The sequence below is a fragment of the Erwinia phyllosphaerae genome, assembly GCF_019132875.1.
Taxonomy (GTDB): domain Bacteria; phylum Pseudomonadota; class Gammaproteobacteria; order Enterobacterales; family Enterobacteriaceae; genus Erwinia; species Erwinia phyllosphaerae.
The window spans coordinates 13,181-31,146 of sequence record NZ_JAHSPF010000015.1 but is presented as its reverse complement, the minus strand read 5'-3'; the positions used below and the strand labels follow the sequence as shown (position 1 = coordinate 31,146).

15 protein-coding genes are annotated in these 17,966 nt (G+C 55.5%); 10 read left to right on the top strand and 5 right to left on the bottom strand.

Translation table 11 applies throughout. The features are described 5' to 3' along the window. Nucleotides 1-38 precede the first annotated feature (38 nt). The 3 genes from KUE00_RS20250 to yaaA all read right to left on the bottom strand — a co-directional run bounded on the left by KUE00_RS20250 (nucleotide 39) and on the right by yaaA (nucleotide 3,784). On the bottom strand, nucleotides 39-1,628 hold the full coding sequence (locus KUE00_RS20250; protein ID WP_246761979.1) for a hypothetical protein: 1,590 nt from the start codon (nucleotides 1,626-1,628) through the stop codon (nucleotides 39-41). Further along, entirely contained in the window at nucleotides 1,625-2,620 is a 996-nt protein-coding gene (locus KUE00_RS20245) for a type III secretion system chaperone (RefSeq protein WP_246761977.1), read from the bottom strand. Before KUE00_RS20245 ends, KUE00_RS20250 begins: the two co-directional genes overlap by 4 nt. A gap of 387 nt (nucleotides 2,621-3,007) precedes the next feature. After that, nucleotides 3,008-3,784, bottom strand: a complete 777-nt coding sequence (gene yaaA, locus KUE00_RS20240) for a peroxide stress protein YaaA (RefSeq protein WP_246761976.1) — start codon at nucleotides 3,782-3,784, stop codon at nucleotides 3,008-3,010. Nucleotides 3,785-4,034: 250 nt separating this feature from the next. On the opposite strand from yaaA, the gene tal reads away from it, so the two are divergent. Both tal and mog read left to right on the top strand, forming a co-directional pair. After that, nucleotides 4,035-4,988: a transaldolase gene (gene tal / locus KUE00_RS20235; RefSeq protein ID WP_246761974.1), complete on the top strand. Its 954-nt coding sequence runs from the start codon at nucleotides 4,035-4,037 to the stop codon at nucleotides 4,986-4,988. Nucleotides 4,989-5,113: 125 nt separating this feature from the next. Then, entirely contained in the window at nucleotides 5,114-5,701 is a 588-nt protein-coding gene (gene mog, locus KUE00_RS20230) for a molybdopterin adenylyltransferase (RefSeq protein WP_246761972.1), read from the top strand. Between the two features lie 95 nt (nucleotides 5,702-5,796). Here mog and satP read toward each other — a convergent pair whose 3' ends face one another. Beyond that, nucleotides 5,797-6,369: an acetate uptake transporter gene (gene satP / locus KUE00_RS20225; RefSeq protein ID WP_246761970.1), complete on the bottom strand. Its 573-nt coding sequence runs from the start codon at nucleotides 6,367-6,369 to the stop codon at nucleotides 5,797-5,799. Between the two features lie 314 nt (nucleotides 6,370-6,683). On the opposite strand from satP, the gene dnaK reads away from it, so the two are divergent. The 3 genes from dnaK (at nucleotide 6,684) to nhaA (ending at nucleotide 11,431) form a co-directional block, all read left to right on the top strand. After that, nucleotides 6,684-8,597 carry a molecular chaperone DnaK gene (gene dnaK / locus KUE00_RS20220; protein ID WP_246761968.1) on the top strand — a complete coding sequence of 638 codons (1,914 nt, stop codon included), beginning with the start codon at nucleotides 6,684-6,686 and terminating at the stop codon, nucleotides 8,595-8,597. Between the two features lie 106 nt (nucleotides 8,598-8,703). After that, nucleotides 8,704-9,843, top strand: coding sequence for a molecular chaperone DnaJ (dnaJ, locus tag KUE00_RS20215; protein ID WP_246761966.1), 1,140 nt, complete (start codon nucleotides 8,704-8,706; stop codon nucleotides 9,841-9,843). A gap of 427 nt (nucleotides 9,844-10,270) precedes the next feature. Further along, nucleotides 10,271-11,431: a Na+/H+ antiporter NhaA gene (gene nhaA, locus KUE00_RS20205; RefSeq protein WP_246761962.1), complete on the top strand. Its 1,161-nt coding sequence runs from the start codon at nucleotides 10,271-10,273 to the stop codon at nucleotides 11,429-11,431. Between the two features lie 203 nt (nucleotides 11,432-11,634). Here nhaA and rpsT read toward each other — a convergent pair whose 3' ends face one another. After that, a complete protein-coding gene (gene rpsT, locus KUE00_RS20200) occupies nucleotides 11,635-11,898 on the bottom strand; it encodes a 30S ribosomal protein S20 (RefSeq protein ID WP_246761960.1) in 264 nt (87 codons plus the stop codon). A gap of 306 nt (nucleotides 11,899-12,204) precedes the next feature. Between rpsT and ribF the strand changes: the two genes are divergently transcribed. Genes ribF through ispH form a run of 5 tightly spaced genes read left to right on the top strand, consistent with a single transcriptional unit; the run spans nucleotide 12,205 to nucleotide 17,896 of the window. Beyond that, nucleotides 12,205-13,143, top strand: coding sequence for a bifunctional riboflavin kinase/FAD synthetase (ribF, locus tag KUE00_RS20195; protein WP_246761959.1), 939 nt, complete (start codon nucleotides 12,205-12,207; stop codon nucleotides 13,141-13,143). A 30-nt stretch (nucleotides 13,144-13,173) separates the two neighbouring features. Beyond that, a complete protein-coding gene (gene ileS, locus KUE00_RS20190; protein ID WP_246761957.1) occupies nucleotides 13,174-15,990 on the top strand; it encodes an isoleucine--tRNA ligase in 2,817 nt (938 codons plus the stop codon). Next, nucleotides 15,990-16,499 (top strand): signal peptidase II, encoded by a 510-nt coding sequence (gene lspA, locus KUE00_RS20185; RefSeq protein WP_246761956.1) that lies wholly within the window; start codon nucleotides 15,990-15,992, stop codon nucleotides 16,497-16,499. The genes ileS and lspA overlap by 1 nt, the downstream gene beginning before the upstream one ends. Next, nucleotides 16,492-16,962, top strand: a complete 471-nt coding sequence (gene fkpB, locus KUE00_RS20180; RefSeq protein ID WP_246761954.1) for an FKBP-type peptidyl-prolyl cis-trans isomerase — start codon at nucleotides 16,492-16,494, stop codon at nucleotides 16,960-16,962. Before lspA ends, fkpB begins: the two co-directional genes overlap by 8 nt. Next, nucleotides 16,943-17,896 (top strand): 4-hydroxy-3-methylbut-2-enyl diphosphate reductase, encoded by a 954-nt coding sequence (gene ispH, locus KUE00_RS20175; protein WP_246761952.1) that lies wholly within the window; start codon nucleotides 16,943-16,945, stop codon nucleotides 17,894-17,896. The genes fkpB and ispH overlap by 20 nt, the downstream gene beginning before the upstream one ends. Nucleotides 17,897-17,966: the final 70 nt, after the last annotated feature.

Below are 17,966 nucleotides of genomic sequence, written 5' to 3'. Positions count from 1 at the left end.
CTTGTCTGGCAAGGGCCGCTTCCGCTATTTATGCCATCCTATGCCGTCCCGCTGTTTCCCTGTTGGCCCTGTACCGCAGCCGCCGGGTTGGGCTGTCCTGCGGCGGTAATATTCACCGGGCCACTTGTCGCCGCGGCGACGGCACCACGCACTTTACTGTGCGCCTGATAAATCTGATTCACCATCTTGTAGGTCAGCCCAAAAGCGGCAGCGGTTCCGCCGTTGTTTAACAGGCTGGACAACAGGGGGGAAAGATTGCCTTTGGTTGCGGCGTTCAGTACCTGCTGCGCAGCCAGCGTGCTGCCGTTGGCGAAGTTATTCCAGCTCAGGCGGGCAATCGAGTGATCCAGCAGGCGGGCATAGTCCTTTAGCGGCAGGGAGGGCGAAAATTTTTGCGAGTCGCCCGCGCGTTTGGCATCGTAATGTTTACCCAGAAAGGCATCGCCCGTTTCAATAACGCTATTGCAGGCGGCTCGAATGCCGGAGACCAGCGCAGCCATTTCGTGTAGCTCCTTGCCGCTAAGGCGTGCGCCTGCCGCATCACGAATCTCTGGCCCCGAAACGGTATAGCCTTGCGGGAGCGCCTTCTGGATCAGGCCATCCTGAAGCATACCCATCGCCAGCGTGTTCAGCGTGTACCAGGCGCCGTTGGTACGCATATCGCCATCGCTCACGCCGTGACTGGGTTTGCCGTCGCGTGACGCCACCATACTGCCTGTAGCCTGCAAAGATTCCCTTGAAACCGCATAAATTACGTTACGCAGTTGGGTACTGAGAACGCGGGCGGTCAGGCCGGAATTGCCGGTCAGCGCGCCGGCTGCCGACATACCTATATTCATCAGCTCGGCCGCAACCTGCTGTCCGGTCACACGCTGCGAATCTTTATGATGTTTATCCACCATGCTCTGCCATTCCTGCGGCTTATCGCGCTGGATCACGGCCGCCTGATCCGGGCTAAGGCCAAACTGGCCGCGAACCGCTACGGCGTTGTGCTGGGGATCGCGGGCAAGACGCGGTTCCCTGATATGGTGGTGAGCCGCGATGTTGGCCAGCGAAACGGCTACCTGCAGTCCCACGGCGGCGGCGGGGTGTTTCTCTGCCAGATGCGGCAGCATCATGTTATAGGCTTCAATAAAAGCTTCTTCGCGCATCAGCGTCGGCAGGCCGCAGGTAATCATTTGCTGCAGTGCGTGGCCACCCAGCGCGCCCCAGGCCTTGTTTTGCAGCGGTGCAGAGGCAAATTTGCCCAGCGTGACGGCAGAGTTTTTGGTCTCGTTCCAGCCCGCTTTGCCCACGATTTTCGTGCCTTTCCAGCCTTGTCCGCCAACATATTTTGTCCCTTGCCAGCCCGCTTTTCCCATCACCGTTAACTTATCTGCGGCATAGTTGCCGCCGGTTTTTATCCCGCCCAGCGTGGCATTTCCCATCGTTTGCAGGCCGCCTGAGGTGGCTCGTAAGCCCTTTTTCGCGCCGTCGGCCATGTCGCTAAAAAACTGGCTGGCATTCTGGCCGGCCCTGGCGGCGCGAGCCGGAGCAGCATCAGGCAGCGGGCCGCTTTCAATATCGCCTCTGCTGTTTTGCACCGTCATGGGTTGAAGGGCTGGCGCGCGTTGGATCAGATCGCTCATAATTTGCCTCTCTGCTTATCGCCGTCGAAAGCCACGGTCAGCGTCATAAAATTGGCCAGCCATTCGGCCAAATCTGTGCCGTCCAGCCCAAAGGAATCCCAGCGCGACAGCAGGCTAATGCGCTCATCAATCACTCCTGATGAGCAGTTCGTCAGTACCTGTAGGTTTTCGTTGGCGAGCAATAACTGGTGGCCCGCAGCGGATGGCACCGTTAGCGGCGTAGACAAAAAAAGGTGTCGACCATCGCCATCTGCCGTTATCGCTATTTCGCGTTCAGGGAAGCGCAGCGAACAAAAACAGCCATCAAGATCGTATTGTGCCGGGGAAAGCTGTAGGGCTTTAACCGCCTGATTTATCAGCGGATAATGCCATTGCGCAGCCAGTGCCTGTTGCGCCAGCGCATCAATCTTCAGCGCCGTCTCCTGTTGCCAGGCCGTCATCCGGGCAGAAGGCGCGGGCGCTTCATGCTCTTCTGGCGCTTCTTCGGGTTGTCGCAAAGAAAACAGCAAATCGATCAGGCTGGCGGCAAGCGAGTCGATATCGTTAAGAATTTCCGCCAGCGCCATAGCATCACCCGGCGTGTCAAAAGCCAGCCGTCTGGTCAGCAGCGTCACGCCTTGTTCATTCAGCGAAAGGCTAATCCCGTTCATTGCCATAGCCACGCCGTTAGCGCGCAGCACTATCTGCTGCCAGGTTTCAGGATGAACGGCAGGCGTTCGCAAATAGCCTACGGCCAGCCACAGCGGAACGGGTTTTTCGCTCTGACAAAGGACAACGACATGCAGGGCATCCAGACGCAGTAAACCCGTTTCGGCAAACTGCTGCTGCGTCTGCTCGTCTGCGTCAAACAGTTCGGCCGTCGCCCGTAGCCAGTCTCGTGAAGCGGCAGGTAACGGATTACGTAATTCGGGCGTAACGGTGTTTTCGACGGGTGAACGGGCGGCGTGCCAGGCTCGTTCCGTTACGGTCTTGAGAAGCGCTTGCCGATCCATAATTACCTCGCGGCTGGTTTAGATAAACCTTGCGTGGCGTAAATATGATTACGGTTCTGTTACAGCGGGTTTTATAACAAAAAGCTATGGATAGCGTGGACGCAGGCGGCCTGATAACCGCTCTGGACTGTTGATAAATTCTTATATTCCATGATCGGGTCGCTTCCAGACAGGTGAATAACAGCAGAGGCTGAGCGGAACACGGACACGCCGTAAACCCGTCCCTGGGGGCTCGTTTCGCGCGTCCATGCGCGAAAACGGTCCGTTTATCCGCTTAGCCTCTGCTGCTTTACCTGACTTATGGGTTGCTGCAAAAAAAACAGCACGCTATACCATTAAGTTTGTCAGCGAGCTAAGGCGGCCTGATAACCGCCCGCAAAGAAAGGATCAGGCAATTTCACGACGTTTAAACACCAGCTCATGCTCGCTGCTTTCGTCGGCGGCAAAAAAGTAGCCATCAACGTTGAAGCTCTTTAGCTGTTCCGGCTGGCTTAAGCGGTGTTCGATAATATAACGGCTCATCAGGCCACGAGCCTTTTTGGCATAGAAGCTGATGATTTTGAATTTGCCGTTTTTCTCATCCAGAAAAACGGGCTTAACGATGCGGCCTTGCACTTTGGCGGGCTTGATTGCTTTAAAATATTCGTCAGAGGCCAGGTTGATCAACACGTCATCGCCCTGATCCGCCAGCGCTGCGTTAAGCGCTTCGGTCAGCCTGTCGCCCCAGAACGCATACAGATCTTTGCCGGCCGGATTCGCCAGCTTTGTGCCCATTTCAAGGCGGTAAGGCTGCATTAAGTCCAGCGGGCGCAGCAGGCCGTACAGCCCGGAAAGCATGCGCAGATGCTGCTGGGCAAAAGCAAAATCGTCTTCCTGCAACGTTTCTGCCGCCAGCCCGGTATAGACGTCACCTTTAAAAGCCAGAATTGCCTGGCGTGCGTTATCCGGCGTAAAAGGCGTCTGCCAACTCTGGAAGCGACCCGCATTCAGGTCGGCCAGCTTGTCGCTGATGCTCATCAGCGAACCGATCTGCGCAGGGGTTAAATCGCGGGCCACGTTGATTAGCTTTTCAGCATCATTCAGCAGCGCAGGCTGTGTAAAGCTGGTGGTCGCCAGCGGGCTTGCAAAATCCAGCGTTTTGGCCGGGGAGATCACCATTAGCATGGCAGGATCCTTATGTAATACGCCGACTGACGGCAAATAAAAGCGGGGCTAGTGTAACAAAAAAGCACGGCGAAAAAGCAAATCGCTGCCATCGTTATTGCTAATCCACCTGAAAAATCAGGAGGATTCTGCCGTAATTTAGCACTCAGTGGCCTGGCCGCAAGCTTACCTTGCATGGCGGGTTTCGCGTGATATCATCCGTGGCAGACAGTTTCAAGAACCTGATAACTCTTCTGAGAGAATGACAACCATGACGGACAAACTGACTTCCCTGCGCCAGCTCACTACCGTTGTTGCCGATACCGGTGACATCGCTGCCATGAAGCTTTACCAGCCGCAAGATGCCACCACTAACCCTTCGCTGATCCTGAATGCGGCACAGATTCCGGAATATCGTAAGCTGATTGACGAAGCGGTGGTCTGGGCACGCGAGCAGAGCAGCAAAAAAGAAGAACAGATTCAGTACGCGGCCGATATGCTGAACGTAAAGATTGGTCTGGAAATCCTGAAGCTGGTGCCGGGCCGTATCTCTACAGAAGTGGATGCGCGTCTCTCTTACGATACCGAAGGCAGCATCAACAAAGCGCGCGCGCTGATTAAGCTCTACAACGATGCCGGCATCAGCAACGATCGTATTCTGATCAAACTGGCTTCCACCTGGCAGGGCATTCGTGCCGCAGAACAGCTGGAAAAAGAAGGCATCAACTGTAACCTGACGCTGCTGTTCTCTTTCGCCCAGGCGCGTGCCTGTGCCGAAGCGGGCGTTTACCTGATTTCGCCGTTTGTTGGCCGTATTCTGGACTGGTATAAAGCCAATACCGACAAAAAAGAGTACGCGGCAAACGAAGATCCAGGCGTGGTCTCCGTTTCTGAAATTTACCAGTACTATAAGCAGCACGGTTACGAAACCGTGGTAATGGGCGCAAGCTTCCGTAACGTGGGCGAGATTATTGAGCTGGCCGGTTGCGATCGCCTGACCATCTCCCCGGCGCTGCTGAAAGAGCTGGCGGAAAGCGAAGGCACGCTGGAGCGTAAGCTTTCTTACACCGGTGAAGTGAAAGCGCGTCCGGAAAGAATGACCGAATCTGAGTTCCTGTGGGAGCATAACCAGGATCCAATGGCCGTTGATAAGCTGGCGCAGGGTATCCGCAACTTTGCCGTAGACCAGGGCAAACTGGATAAAATGCTCGCCGAGCTGCTGTAATTTCCTCACGCGGTCGGTTAACCGGCCGCGTTCTGTACATCACACGCCGCAATGTTTATCCTTTCTTTATCTCTCTTATAAAACCGCGCCCTCTTTTTGACAGCCGGAATGACAGTGACGACACCATGAATACTTTACGCATAGGATTGATCTCCGTTTCCGATCGTGCCGCCAACGGCATTTATCAGGACGAAGGTTTACCGGCGCTGGAAGCCTGGCTCTCGCAGGCGCTGGCGACGCCTTTTGAGATTGAAAAACGGCTGGTGCCTGATGAGCAGCCGATGATCGAGCACGCTATTTGCGAGCTGGTCGATGAATTTTTCTGCCATCTGGTGCTAACCACGGGCGGAACCGGCCCGGCAAGACGTGACGTGACGCCCGATGCCACGCTGGCCGTCGCCGATCGTGAAATGCCCGGTTTTGGCGAGCAGATGCGGCAAATCAGCCTGAATTTTGTGCCCACGGCGATTTTGTCACGCCAGGTCGGCGTTATCCGCAAACAATCGTTAATTATCAACCTGCCGGGCCAGCCGAAATCGATTAAAGAAACGCTGGAAGGCTTAAAAGATAGCGAAGGCAAAGCGAAGGTTCACGGTATTTTCGCCAGCGTGCCTTACTGCGTTCAGCTGCTGGATGGGCCTTACGTTGAAACCCATGAGGCGGTAGTGGCGGCTTTTCGGCCTAAAAGCGCCAGGCGCGAAACGCAGAGCTAAAGCAGATAAGAATCAGCCTCATAAATTAATGAGGCCGTTTGCTGAAGGAGGCTATAGCGCGACGGGTAGCGTGCTGGCCTGAAGTAATGCGGATATTACGCTTTCGCTATCTCGCCCACAGGCAGCGCTTTACGCCCCAGTTGCTCATTAATCACCTCTGCCATCGCCAGATAAATGGCGCTGGCACCACAAATCATGCCCTCATACCCGGCGACGGTCAGGACCGATTTTTCGCCAGTAATATTGCCGATTGCCAGCAGGGCAAACAGCAGCGTCAGGCTGGCAAAAACAAACTGCAGGGCCCGGTTAGCTTTTAGCGTGCCGAAAAACATAAATAAGGTAAATACCCCCCACAAGGCCAGCCAGACGCCCAGGAAAACGGCGTCTGTTTTCTCTGCCAGCCCCATCTGCGGCAGCAGCAAAATTCCTGTCAGGCTCAGCCAGAAACAGCCGTAGGCAGTAAACGCTGTCAGGCCAAAAGTGTTGCCCTTTTTATATTCCAGCAGCCCTGCCAGTATTTGCGCCAGGCCGCCAAAAAAAATCCCCATGCTGATGATGACCGAGACCAGCGGAAAGAAGCCTGCATTGTGCAGATTCAGCAGAATAGTGGTCATGCCGAATCCCATCAGTCCCAACGGCCCCGGATTGGCTAAGTTATTGTGGTGCATAATTCCCCTGCTATAACAAAAAATTCAAAATTTAATGACAACTTGTGTTTATCAGGCAGGAAAAGTACGTATTTCCTGCAAAGTGCGGGGCATCATAATGAGCAGGGGAGCGGCAGACTTTGATCTGAAGAAGGATAAAAACAAAATTTTTTTCACCTTGCCCCTTGATGCCGGGTGCGGCGGCCCCATCTTAGTTGGCATCCGAGGCTATGTAGCGGAAAAAAAGCGCGGCGCCGGGAGTTGAAACGGCAGAAACCGCCCGCATTAATTGTGCATAACCTGATTTGAAATGAATTTAAGTGGGAGACGTTTAAATGGGCAAGATTATTGGTATTGACTTAGGTACAACTAACTCTTGTGTCGCCATTATGGATGGCGGCAAAGCGCGTGTACTGGAGAACGCGGAAGGCGATCGCACCACGCCCTCCATTATTGCTTACACCCAGGATGGTGAAACGCTGGTTGGCCAGCCTGCTAAACGTCAGGCCGTAACCAACCCACAGAATACCCTGTTTGCGATCAAGCGCCTGATTGGCCGTCGCTTCCAGGACGAAGAAGTGCAGCGTGATATTAAAATCATGCCTTATAAAATCGCTGGCTCCGACAACGGCGATGCCTGGATCGATGTAAAAGGCCAGAAGCTGGCACCGCCGCAGATTTCTGCTGAAGTGCTGAAAAAAATGAAGAAAACGGCGGAAGATTACCTGGGTGAACCGGTAACTGAAGCGGTTATCACCGTACCAGCCTACTTCAACGATGCGCAGCGTCAGGCAACTAAAGATGCCGGCCGTATCGCAGGTCTGGACGTAAAACGTATCATTAACGAACCAACCGCAGCCGCGCTGGCTTACGGTATGGACAAAGGTCAGGGCAACCGTACTATCGCGGTTTACGACCTGGGCGGCGGTACTTTCGATATCTCTATTATCGAAATCGACGAAGTTGACGGCGAAAAAACGTTTGAAGTTCTGGCGACCAATGGTGACACCCACCTGGGCGGCGAAGACTTCGACAGCCGTATGATCAACTACCTGGTTGCAGAATTTAAGAAAGATCAGGGCATCGATCTGCACAACGATCCGCTGGCGATGCAGCGTCTGAAAGAAGCAGCAGAAAAAGCGAAAATCGAGCTTTCTTCCGCGCAGCAGACCGACGTCAACCTGCCGTACATCACTGCTGATGCAACAGGTCCTAAACACCTGAACATCAAAGTGACCCGTGCGAAGCTGGAATCGCTGGTAGAAGATCTGGTTGCGCGTTCTATCGAGCCGCTGAAAGTTGCTCTGCAGGATGCTGGTCTGTCCGTTTCCGACATCAACGACGTTATCCTGGTTGGTGGTCAGACTCGTATGCCAATGGTGCAGGCGAAAGTTGCCGAGTTCTTTGGCAAAGAGCCACGTAAAGACGTGAACCCGGATGAAGCGGTAGCGGTAGGCGCAGCGGTGCAGGGCGGCGTGCTGGCTGGCGACGTGAAAGACGTGCTGTTGCTGGACGTAACCCCGCTGTCGCTGGGTATCGAAACCATGGGCGGCGTGATGACTTCGCTGATTGCGAAGAACACCACCATCCCAACCAAGCACAGCCAGGTGTTCTCGACGGCAGAAGACAACCAGTCTGCGGTAACCATTCACGTGGTGCAGGGTGAGCGTAAACGCGCAGCGGATAACAAATCCCTGGGCCAGTTCAACCTGGACGGCATTCAGTCCGCGCCACGCGGCATGCCGCAGATTGAAGTTACCTTCGACATCGACGCCGACGGTATTCTGCACGTGTCTGCTAAAGACAAAAACAGCGGTAAAGAGCAGAAGATCACCATTAAGGCTTCTTCTGGTCTGAACGACGATGAAATCGAAAAAATGGTTCGTGATGCCGAGGCTAACGCCGAGTCCGACCGTAAGTTCGAAGAGCTGGTACAGGTTCGCAACCAGGCCGATCATCTGTCGCACAGCACTCGCAAGCAGCTGGACGAAGCCGGGGACAAACTGCCGGCAGACGACAAGGCGCCAATCGAGGCCGCGCTGACCGAGCTGAACACCGCGCTGAAAGGCGAAGACAAAGCGGAAATCGAAGCGAAAATGCAGGCGCTGATGGAAGTTTCCAGCAAGCTGATGGAGTTTGCTCAGCAGCAGCAGGCCGCTGGCGGCGCAGCTGATGCAGCCGACGCTTCTGCGAAGAAAGATGACGACGTTGTTGACGCCGAGTTCGAAGAAGTTAAAGACAAAAAATAATCGCCCTTGAGCGGGCACGGCGGGCCGCAAGGCCCCCCAGTGAAACCTACGGGCGTCGGAGTTTTCTCCACGCCCGTTCACGCATGTTGAGGGCAGGATCACCATAATGGCGAAGCAAGACTATTACGAGATTTTGGGCGTTTCGCGATCGGCGGACGAGCGCGAAATCAAAAAGGCTTATAAACGCCTGGCGATGAAACATCACCCCGATCGCAATCCGGGTGACAAGGAATCAGAAGCCAAATTTAAAGAAGTCAAAGAAGCCTACGAAATTCTGACCGACGCGCAAAAACGTGCGGCCTACGATCAGTATGGCCATGCCGCTTTTGAACAAGGTGGAATGGGTGGCGGCGGCGGCGGTTTTGGCGGCGGCGGCGCAGACTTCAGCGATATCTTTGGCGACGTGTTCGGCGATATCTTTGGCGGAGGACGCCGTCAGCAGCGTGCCGCGCGCGGAGCCGATTTGCGCTACAACATGGAGCTGACGCTTGAAGAAGCCGTCCGCGGCGTGTCCAAAGAGATCCGCATCCCTACGCTGGAAGAGTGCGGCGTCTGCCACGGCAGCGGCGCGAAAGCGGGCACGCAGCCGCAAACCTGTCCTACCTGTCACGGTCAGGGCCAGGTTCAGATGCGTCAGGGCTTCTTCACCGTACAGCAGGCGTGTCCGACCTGTCACGGTCGCGGTTCTGTCATTAAAGATCCGTGCAATGCCTGTCACGGACATGGCCGCGTAGAAAAATCTAAAACGCTGTCGGTAAAAATTCCGGCGGGCGTGGATACCGGCGATCGCATCCGCCTTTCTGGCGAAGGCGAAGCGGGCGAGCACGGCGCACCGGCGGGCGATCTTTACGTTCAGGTACAGGTACGTAAGCACCCTATCTTTGAGCGCGAAGAGAACAATCTTTACTGCGAAGTGCCTATTAACTTCGCGATGGCAGCGCTGGGCGGCGAAATCGAAGTACCAACGCTGGACGGTCGCGTTAAGTTGAAAGTGCCTGCGGAAACGCAGACCGGCAAACTGTTCCGCATGCGCGGCAAAGGCGTGAAATCCGTGCGCGGTGGCGCTCAGGGCGACTTGCTGTGCCGCGTGGTAGTGGAAACGCCGGTTAGCCTTAGCGAGAAGCAGAAAAGCCTGCTGCGCGAGCTGGAAGAGAGCTTTGGCGGCGTAGGCGGCGAGAAAAACAGCCCGCGCTCAAAAAGCTTTTTCGATGGCGTGAAGAAGTTTTTTGATGACTTGACTCGCTAGGTTGCCGTAAAGCTGTAGTGCGTTTATCCGCATGCAGCTTTGGGAAGGGCCAGAATTGTTAGCGATCTAAAACGGGTAGCGTAAAGCTGCCCGTTTTTATTTGCGCTCCTGACCAGGTAAGCGATCAAAATAGCGGCAGGCAGGCAGATTTACGACCTTTACTGCTTTGGTGCTCAATCAGCGTATAGATATAGCCTGCTTTAAATAGTCCATTGTGAGGTACGCTCGTAACGGCTTTCATCATCGATCCTGAGTCAGAAAAAGAATAGAGGGCACTTTGCCACATCCCTGTAACCGGATTAAGCCGGACAGCGCGACTATGCGGCGCGTCTCGCAACGGCTCGTTTCTCGTTACAAATTATTTTTTCCCGTCATCAGAAACGCGTATGCTGTCAGGCCGCATTAATCTTTATCAGGAAGAACAGGAATGAAATCCGCGCTTAAGCGACTACTGAATAACGAAGCAACCGGCGGCGTGGTGCTGATTATCGCCGCCGCCGTTGCCATGTTTCTGGCGAACAATGCCAGTACCCAACAGGCTTACCAGTCAATTCTTGCCACACCGGTTGAGTTTCGCTTTGGCGCACTGGATATCAGCAAGGATCTGCTGCTGTGGATTAACGATGCGCTGATGGCGCTGTTTTTCCTGATGATAGGCCTGGAAGTTAAGCACGAGCTGGTTTCCGGATCGCTGGCAACGCGTGAGCGCGCCATGTTCCCACTTATCGCCGCGCTGGGCGGTATGGTTGCGCCGGGCGCGATTTTTGCTGTGCTGAATCATCATGATCCGCTGGCCGTCAACGGCTGGGCAATTCCTACCGCCACGGATATCGCCTTTGCGCTGGGCATCCTGGCATTGCTCGGTAGCCGCGTGCCTCCGGCGCTGAAAATGTTCTTAATGGCGCTGGCGGTGATTGATGACCTTGGTGCCATCCTGATTATCGCGTTCTTCTATACGCAAGATCTCTCACTGGCGTCGCTGGGCGTGGCTGCTGGTGCCATAGTGGTATTAGCGCTGCTGAACAGGCTTGGCGTGCGCAATATCGCTATTTACATGCTGGTTGGCATGGTGCTGTGGGTAGCCGTGCTGAAGTCGGGCGTACACGCTACGCTGGCCGGAGTTATTGTTGGTTTCTTCGTGCCGCTGGAAAAACAGAACGGTCATTCTCCGGCTATCCATCTGGCGCATGGTCTTGCTCCCTGGGTAAGCTGGCTGATCCTGCCGCTGTTTGCTTTCGCTAATGCAGGCGTGTCGCTAAGCGGCGTATCGCTGGACGGTTTGTTCTCTGCCGTGCCGCTGGGCATTATCCTGGGGCTGGTCGTCGGTAAGCCTTTAGGCATTACGCTTATCTGCTGGCTGGCGGTGAAGCTGGGAATTGCGGCGCTGCCTGAAAGCACGCGTATGCGCGATATCTCGGCGGTAGGCGTACTGTGCGGCATCGGTTTCACCATGTCGATTTTTATCGCTTCGCTGGCTTTTGATGCCCAGCATGAAGAGATGGTCACGTTAGCCAAGTTAGGCATTTTAACCGGCTCGATTATTTCGGCTATAGCTGGCTATACGCTGCTGCGCATTAAATTACGCTAAAGCCTGACGTTCCCGAACGGTCGTTTTGGCCAGCGTCGGGAACGTTAGTTACCGTTCTGGTCAGAGAAAATAATTTTATACGGCATAAGAAATGAGGCGAAACTGCGGAAGGAACAGGGCAGGGAAAGGCGTAGCCAAACGGCGGGCATAAAAAAACCTGCCTGAGCAGGTTTCTTTATCAAAGCCGATTAACAGCGTGGCGATTAAGCCATTTTGTTGATCTGAGCAGTCAAATTTGCTTTATGACGTGCTGCTTTGTTTTTGTGGATCAGGCCTTTAGCTGCCTGACGGTCCACAAGTGGCTGCATTTCGTTAAACGCAGTCTGCGCAGCTGCTTTATCGCCAGTAGCGATAGCCGCGTATACTTTCTTAATAAAAGTACGCATCATTGAACGACGGCTAGCGTTGTGCTTACGACGCTTCTCAGACGTTACGGCGCGTTTCTTAGCTGATTTGATATTAGCCAAGGTCCAACTCCCAAATAGTTCTATGAGGACAATTCAAAGGCCGAGGAATATGCCTCTTTAGCCCGTGGTTGTCAATGGATTTGTGCAAATAAGCGCCGCTGAAACAACGACGCCTGGTTACGTTTCGATGGCGCAAGATTCTACCAGCTTCATGCAGATGAATACAGCTTATTCACAAGAAAAATGGTATTGCCCAACGGCGAGCGCAGAAAAAGCCGCTGTCATCGCGGGAAAGGCGCATTCGCGGGTTAACCTTCCCGACGGTACTTGGTATAATCCGCCGATTTCCACAAACCTGAGCCAGCCATGAAGTTTATCCGCGGCATACATAACCTCCGGGAGCAGCATCGCGGCTGCGTACTGACCATTGGTAATTTTGATGGCGTGCATCGCGGCCATCAGGCACTGCTGGCCCGGCTGTGCGAAGAAGGACGCAGGCGTAATCTACCGGTAGTGGTGATGTTGTTTGAACCACAGCCGCTGGAGCTTTTTGCCGCCGATAAAGCGCCCGCAAGACTGACGCGACTGCGTGAAAAGCTTCGCTATCTGAGCGAGGCGGGCGTTGACGCGGTTCTCTGCCTGCGATTCAATCGCCGGTTTGCCGCGCTTTCGGCGCACAGCTTTGTCACCGATCTGCTGGTTGACAAGCTGGACGTCCGGTTTCTGGCGGTAGGCGATGATTTCCGCTTTGGCGCTGGTCGCGAAGGGGATTTCCTGTTATTACAGAAAGCGGGTACCGATTACGGTTTTGACGTTATCAGCACCCAGACCTTTTGTGACGACGGCAAGCGCATCAGCAGCACGGCGGTGCGCCAGGCGCTGGCAGCGGACGACTTACCGCTGGCGGCCGCGCTTCTGGGACATCCTTTCAGCATTTCCGGCCGCGTAGTGCACGGCGATGCGTTAGGCCGCACTATCGGCTTTCCGACCGCAAACCTGCCGTTAAGGCGCTGTGTTTCACCGGTAAAAGGCGTCTATGCCGTCGAGGTTCACGGCCTCGGCGAGAAGCCGCTGCCCGGCGTCGCCAATATCGGCACGCGTCCCACGGTAGCGGGCATACGTCAGCAGCTGGAAGTGCATCTGCTGGATGTTGCAATTGACCTGTACGGGCGCCATATAGACGTGGTGCTGTGTAAGAAAATACGAAACGAGCAGCGTTTTGCCTCGCTTGACGCGCTCAAAGAGCAAATTGCTAAAGACGTGGTGGCGGCCCGAACCTTTTTTGGGCTGAACGCACCGGTTTAAACAGAAGCGAAATACGGAATCGAGAATCTGATGAGTGACTATAAATCTACCCTGAATTTGCCGGAAACGGGGTTCCCGATGCGTGGCGATCTGGCCAAACGCGAACCGGGAATGCTGCAACGTTGGTATGATGACAATCTGTACGGCATCATCCGCGAAGCCAAAAAAGGGAAAAAAACCTTTATCCTGCATGACGGCCCTCCTTACGCGAACGGCAGCATTCATATTGGTCACTCAGTTAACAAGATTCTGAAAGACATTATTGTGAAGTCCAAAGGCCTCGCGGGCTTCGATTCGCCTTATGTACCGGGCTGGGACTGTCACGGGCTGCCTATCGAACACAAAGTTGAGCAGATGATCGGCAAGCCGGGCGAAAAGGTCACGGCTGCGGAATTCCGTGCGGCGTGCCGTAACTACGCGGCAGAGCAGGTCGAAGGCCAGAAGAAAGACTTTATCCGTCTGGGCGTGCTGGGCGACTGGGATCGTCCCTACCTGACGATGAACTTCCAGACCGAAGCCAATATCATTCGCGCGTTGGGTAAAATCATCGGCAATGGCCATCTGCATAAAGGCGCGCGTCCGGTGCACTGGTGCCTGGACTGCCGTTCCGCGCTGGCGGAAGCGGAAGTTGAGTATTACGACAAAACCTCCCCTTCTATCGACGTCATGTTTAATGCCGTAGATAAAGATGCCGTGCGCGCTAAGTTTGCCGTAGACAGCGTGGAAGGCCCAATTTCACTGGTGATCTGGACCACTACACCCTGGACGATGCCGGCTAACCGCGCTATCTCTCTGCATCCTGAGTTTGACTATCAGCTGGTGCAGATCGAAGGCCGTGCGCTAATCCTGGCGAAGGACCTGGTTGAGAGCGTTATGAAACGCGCGGGCATCAGCGAATGGCAGGTGCTGGGCGAAACCAAAGGCGCAACGCTGGAATTACAGCCTTTCCAGCATCCTTTCCTCGAGCTGACTTCGCCTGTAGTGCTGGGCGAACACGTCACGCTGGATGCGGGTACGGGTGCGGTGCACACGGCGCCAGCTCACGGCCCGGATGACTACGTCATCGGCCAGAAATACGGTATCGAAGCGGCTAACCCGGTTGGCCCGGACGGCCGCTATCTGCCGGGCACTTATCCAACGCTGGATGGTGTTAACGTCTTCAAAGCCAACGATATGATCGTTGAGCTGCTGCGTGAGAAAGGCGCACTGCTGCACGTTGAAAAACTGCTGCACAGCTATCCACACTGCTGGCGCCACAAAACGCCGATTATCTTCCGCGCGACGCCGCAGTGGTTTATCAGCATGGATCAGAAAGGCCTGCGCGAGCAGTCGCTGAAAGAGATCAAAGGCGTGCAGTGGATCCCTGACTGGGGCCAGGCGCGTATCGAATCAATGGTCGCTAACCGCCCGGACTGGTGTATCTCTCGCCAGCGTACGTGGGGCGTGCCGATGTCGCTGTTCGTGCATAAAGAGACCGAGCAGCTGCATCCGGATACGCTGGCGCTGATGGAAAAAGTGGCGCAGCGCGTTGAGCAGGATGGGATCCAGGCCTGGTGGGATCTGGATGCGAAAGAGCTGTTAGGCGACGATGCGGATAACTACGTCAAGGTGCCTGATACGCTGGACGTGTGGTTTGACTCCGGCTCTACCAGCTACTCCGTGGTTGATGCCCGTCCGGAATTCGGTGGCCATTCACCGGATATGTATCTGGAAGGCTCCGACCAGCATCGCGGCTGGTTCATGTCCTCGCTGATGATCTCAACGGCGATGAAAGGCAAGGCGCCTTATCGTCAGGTACTGACGCACGGTTTCACCGTGGACGGTCAGGGCCGCAAGATGTCCAAGTCGATCGGCAACACCGTATCGCCGCAGGACGTTATGAACAAGCTGGGCGGCGATATCCTGCGCCTGTGGGTCGCCTCTACCGACTACTCTGGCGAAATGGCCGTGTCGGACGAAATCCTGAAGCGCTCGGCGGATGCCTATCGTCGTATCCGTAACACCGCGCGCTTCCTGCTGGCTAACCTGAACGGCTTTAATCCGGAAACGGACAGCGTCAAGCCAGAAGAAATGGTGGTGCTGGATCGCTGGGCCGTAGGCCGTGCGCAAGCAGCGCAGGACGATATTATCGCTTCCTATGCCAGCTACGACTTCCACGAAGTTGTGCAGCGCCTGATGCAGTTCTGCTCGGTTGAGATGGGTTCGTTCTATCTGGATATCATCAAAGACCGCCAGTACACCGCGAAGGCCGATGGCCTTGCGCGCCGCAGCTGCCAGACCGCGCTTTACTATATTGCGGAAGCGCTGGTGCGCTGGATGGCACCAATCATGTCCTTCACGGCAGATGAGATCTGGAACGAGCTGCCGGGCAAACGCGAGAAGTATGTCTTTACCGAAGAGTGGTACGACGGCCTGTTTGGCCTGGCGGAAAGCGAATCGATGAACGATGATTTCTGGGCCGAGCTGCTGAAAGTGCGTGGCGAAGTTAACAAAGTCATCGAGCAGGCGCGTGCCGATAAGCGCGTGGGCGGCTCGCTGGAAGCCACGGTAACGCTGTACGCCGATGCGGAACTGGCACAGAAGCTGACCAGCCTGAGCGACGAGCTGCGCTTTGTGCTGCTGACTTCCGGCGCGCAGGTTGCGGATTACGCGCTGGCTACGGAAGAAGCGCAGCAGAGCGAGCTGCTGAAAGGCCTGAAGATCGCGCTGCATAAAGCGGAAGGCGAGAAGTGCCCGCGCTGCTGGCATTACGCCACCGATATCGGCCAGAGCGCAGAGCATCCGGAAATCTGTGGCCGCTGCGTCACCAACGTGAGCGGCGCTGGCGAACAGCGTAAGTACGCCTGATGAGCCGGCCGATTCTTTCTACCGGACTGCGCTGGCTATGGCTGGTGCTGGTGGTGATCGCCGTCGACTTCGGCAGCAAGCAGTGGATTATGCATACGCTGATGCTGCATGAGTCGATGTCGGTTATGCCGTTCTTCAACTTTTTTTACGCGCATAACTACGGCGCGGCCTTCAGCTTCCTGGCCGATAAAGGCGGCTGGCAGCGCTGGTTCTTCGCCGCTATCGCGGTGGCGATAGCCGTTGCGCTGCTGGTGATGATGTACCGCACCGAGGCCAGTAAAAAGCTGAACAATATCGCCTACGCGCTGATTATCGGCGGCGCGTTAGGCAATTTGTTCGACCGCGCGTATCACGGCTTTGTGGTCGATTTCATCGACTTTTACGTTGGCGACTGGCATTTTGCCACCTTCAACATCGCGGACTGCGGCATCTGTATCGGTGCCGCGCTGATTGTGCTGGAAGGCTTCCTTACGCCTGCCGGCAAAGCGAAAAGGGCAGGGCATGACTGATTCTGTACAGCGCAACAGCGCGGTGCTGGTGCATTTCACCTTAAAACTGTCCGACGGCTCCACGGCGGAATCAACGCGGGATAACGGCAAGCCCGCGCTGTTCAGCCTGGGCGACGGCAGCCTGTCGACCGAGCTGGAAGAGCAGCTGCTGGGCCTGCGGCCGGGCGATAAGAAAGCCTTTTCGCTGGGGCCGGATGCCGCGTTTGGCCAGACCAGCCCGGATTTGATTCAGTACTTCTCGCGCCGTGATTTTAACGAGGCGGGCGAGCCGGAAATCGGTACCATCATGCTGTTCAGCGGTATGGACGGTAACGAAATGCCGGGCGTCATCCGCGAAATCTCCGGTGAATCCGTGACCGTGGACTTCAACCATCCGCTGGCCGGGCAGACGATCCATTTTGATGTAGAAGTGCTGGAAATCGATCCGGTGATGGAGGCGAGCAATGCAAATCCTGTTGGCTAATCCCCGCGGCTTTTGTGCCGGTGTCGATCGGGCCATCAGCATCGTGGAGCGCGCGCTGGAGATGTACGGCGCGCCTATCTACGTGCGTCACGAAGTGGTACATAACCGCTACGTCGTCAACAGCCTGCGGGAGCGCGGCGCCATCTTTATCGAAGAGATTGGCGAAGTGCCGGATAATTCTATCCTGATATTCTCCGCACACGGTGTTTCACAGGCAGTCCGCGCCGAGGCTAAAGCACGCAGCCTGACGATGCTGTTTGACGCAACCTGCCCGCTGGTGACCAAAGTGCATATGGAAGTCGCGCGTGCCAGCCGTAAGGGAACGGAAGCGGTACTGATTGGCCACGCCGGACATCCGGAAGTGGAAGGCACCATGGGCCAGTACAGCAATCCTGCTGGCGGTATGTATCTGGTGGAGTCACCAGCGGATGTTTACAAGCTGCAGGTCAAAAACGAAGAGAACCTTTGTTTTATGACGCAAACCACGCTTTCCGTTGACGATACCTCGGAAGTTATCGACGCGCTGCGCGAGCGCTTTCCGAAAATCGTCGGCCCGCGTAAGGATGATATCTGCTACGCCACGACTAACCGTCAGGAGGCCGTACGCACGCTGGCGAAAGATGCCGACGTGGTGCTGGTAGTGGGTTCGCGTAACTCCTCTAACTCCAACCGCCTGGCCGAGCTGGCGCAGCGCGCAGGCAAGCTGGCCAGGCTTATTGACTCTGCTGAAGATATTCAGGAAGAGTGGGTAAAAGGCGTGAGCTGCGTGGGCGTCACGGCTGGCGCATCTGCACCGGATATCCTGGTACAGGAAGTGATCCAGCGTCTGCGCGAGCTGGGTGGCGACGTCGCCATTGAACTGATTGGTCGCGAAGAAAACATCGTTTTTGAAGTGCCGAAAGAGCTGCGCGTGGAAGTTAAACAGGTCGATTAAGGCCCGCGGCTACGCTGAAAGTTCTTCTTAAGCCCGAAGTAAAACATTAATCCTGTTTTTACTTCGGGCT

What these genes read in the sequence shown, in the direction of transcription:
- KUE00_RS20250 (WP_246761979.1), bottom strand. Translation starts at nt 1,628, where the DNA reads ATGAGCGATCTGATCCAACGCGCGCCAGCCCTTCAACCCATGACGGTG.
- KUE00_RS20245 (WP_246761977.1), bottom strand. Translation starts at nt 2,620, where the DNA reads ATGGATCGGCAAGCGCTTCTCAAGACCGTAACGGAACGAGCCTGGCAC.
- yaaA (WP_246761976.1), bottom strand. Translation starts at nt 3,784, where the DNA reads ATGCTAATGGTGATCTCCCCGGCCAAAACGCTGGATTTTGCAAGCCCG.
- tal (WP_246761974.1), top strand. Translation starts at nt 4,035, where the DNA reads ATGACGGACAAACTGACTTCCCTGCGCCAGCTCACTACCGTTGTTGCC.
- mog (WP_246761972.1), top strand. Translation starts at nt 5,114, where the DNA reads ATGAATACTTTACGCATAGGATTGATCTCCGTTTCCGATCGTGCCGCC.
- satP (WP_246761970.1), bottom strand. Translation starts at nt 6,369, where the DNA reads ATGCACCACAATAACTTAGCCAATCCGGGGCCGTTGGGACTGATGGGA.
- dnaK (WP_246761968.1), top strand. Translation starts at nt 6,684, where the DNA reads ATGGGCAAGATTATTGGTATTGACTTAGGTACAACTAACTCTTGTGTC.
- dnaJ (WP_246761966.1), top strand. Translation starts at nt 8,704, where the DNA reads ATGGCGAAGCAAGACTATTACGAGATTTTGGGCGTTTCGCGATCGGCG.
- nhaA (WP_246761962.1), top strand. Translation starts at nt 10,271, where the DNA reads ATGAAATCCGCGCTTAAGCGACTACTGAATAACGAAGCAACCGGCGGC.
- ribF (WP_246761959.1), top strand. Translation starts at nt 12,205, where the DNA reads ATGAAGTTTATCCGCGGCATACATAACCTCCGGGAGCAGCATCGCGGC.
- ileS (WP_246761957.1), top strand. Translation starts at nt 13,174, where the DNA reads ATGAGTGACTATAAATCTACCCTGAATTTGCCGGAAACGGGGTTCCCG.
- lspA (WP_246761956.1), top strand. Translation starts at nt 15,990, where the DNA reads ATGAGCCGGCCGATTCTTTCTACCGGACTGCGCTGGCTATGGCTGGTG.
- fkpB (WP_246761954.1), top strand. Translation starts at nt 16,492, where the DNA reads ATGACTGATTCTGTACAGCGCAACAGCGCGGTGCTGGTGCATTTCACC.
- ispH (WP_246761952.1), top strand. Translation starts at nt 16,943, where the DNA reads ATGCAAATCCTGTTGGCTAATCCCCGCGGCTTTTGTGCCGGTGTCGAT.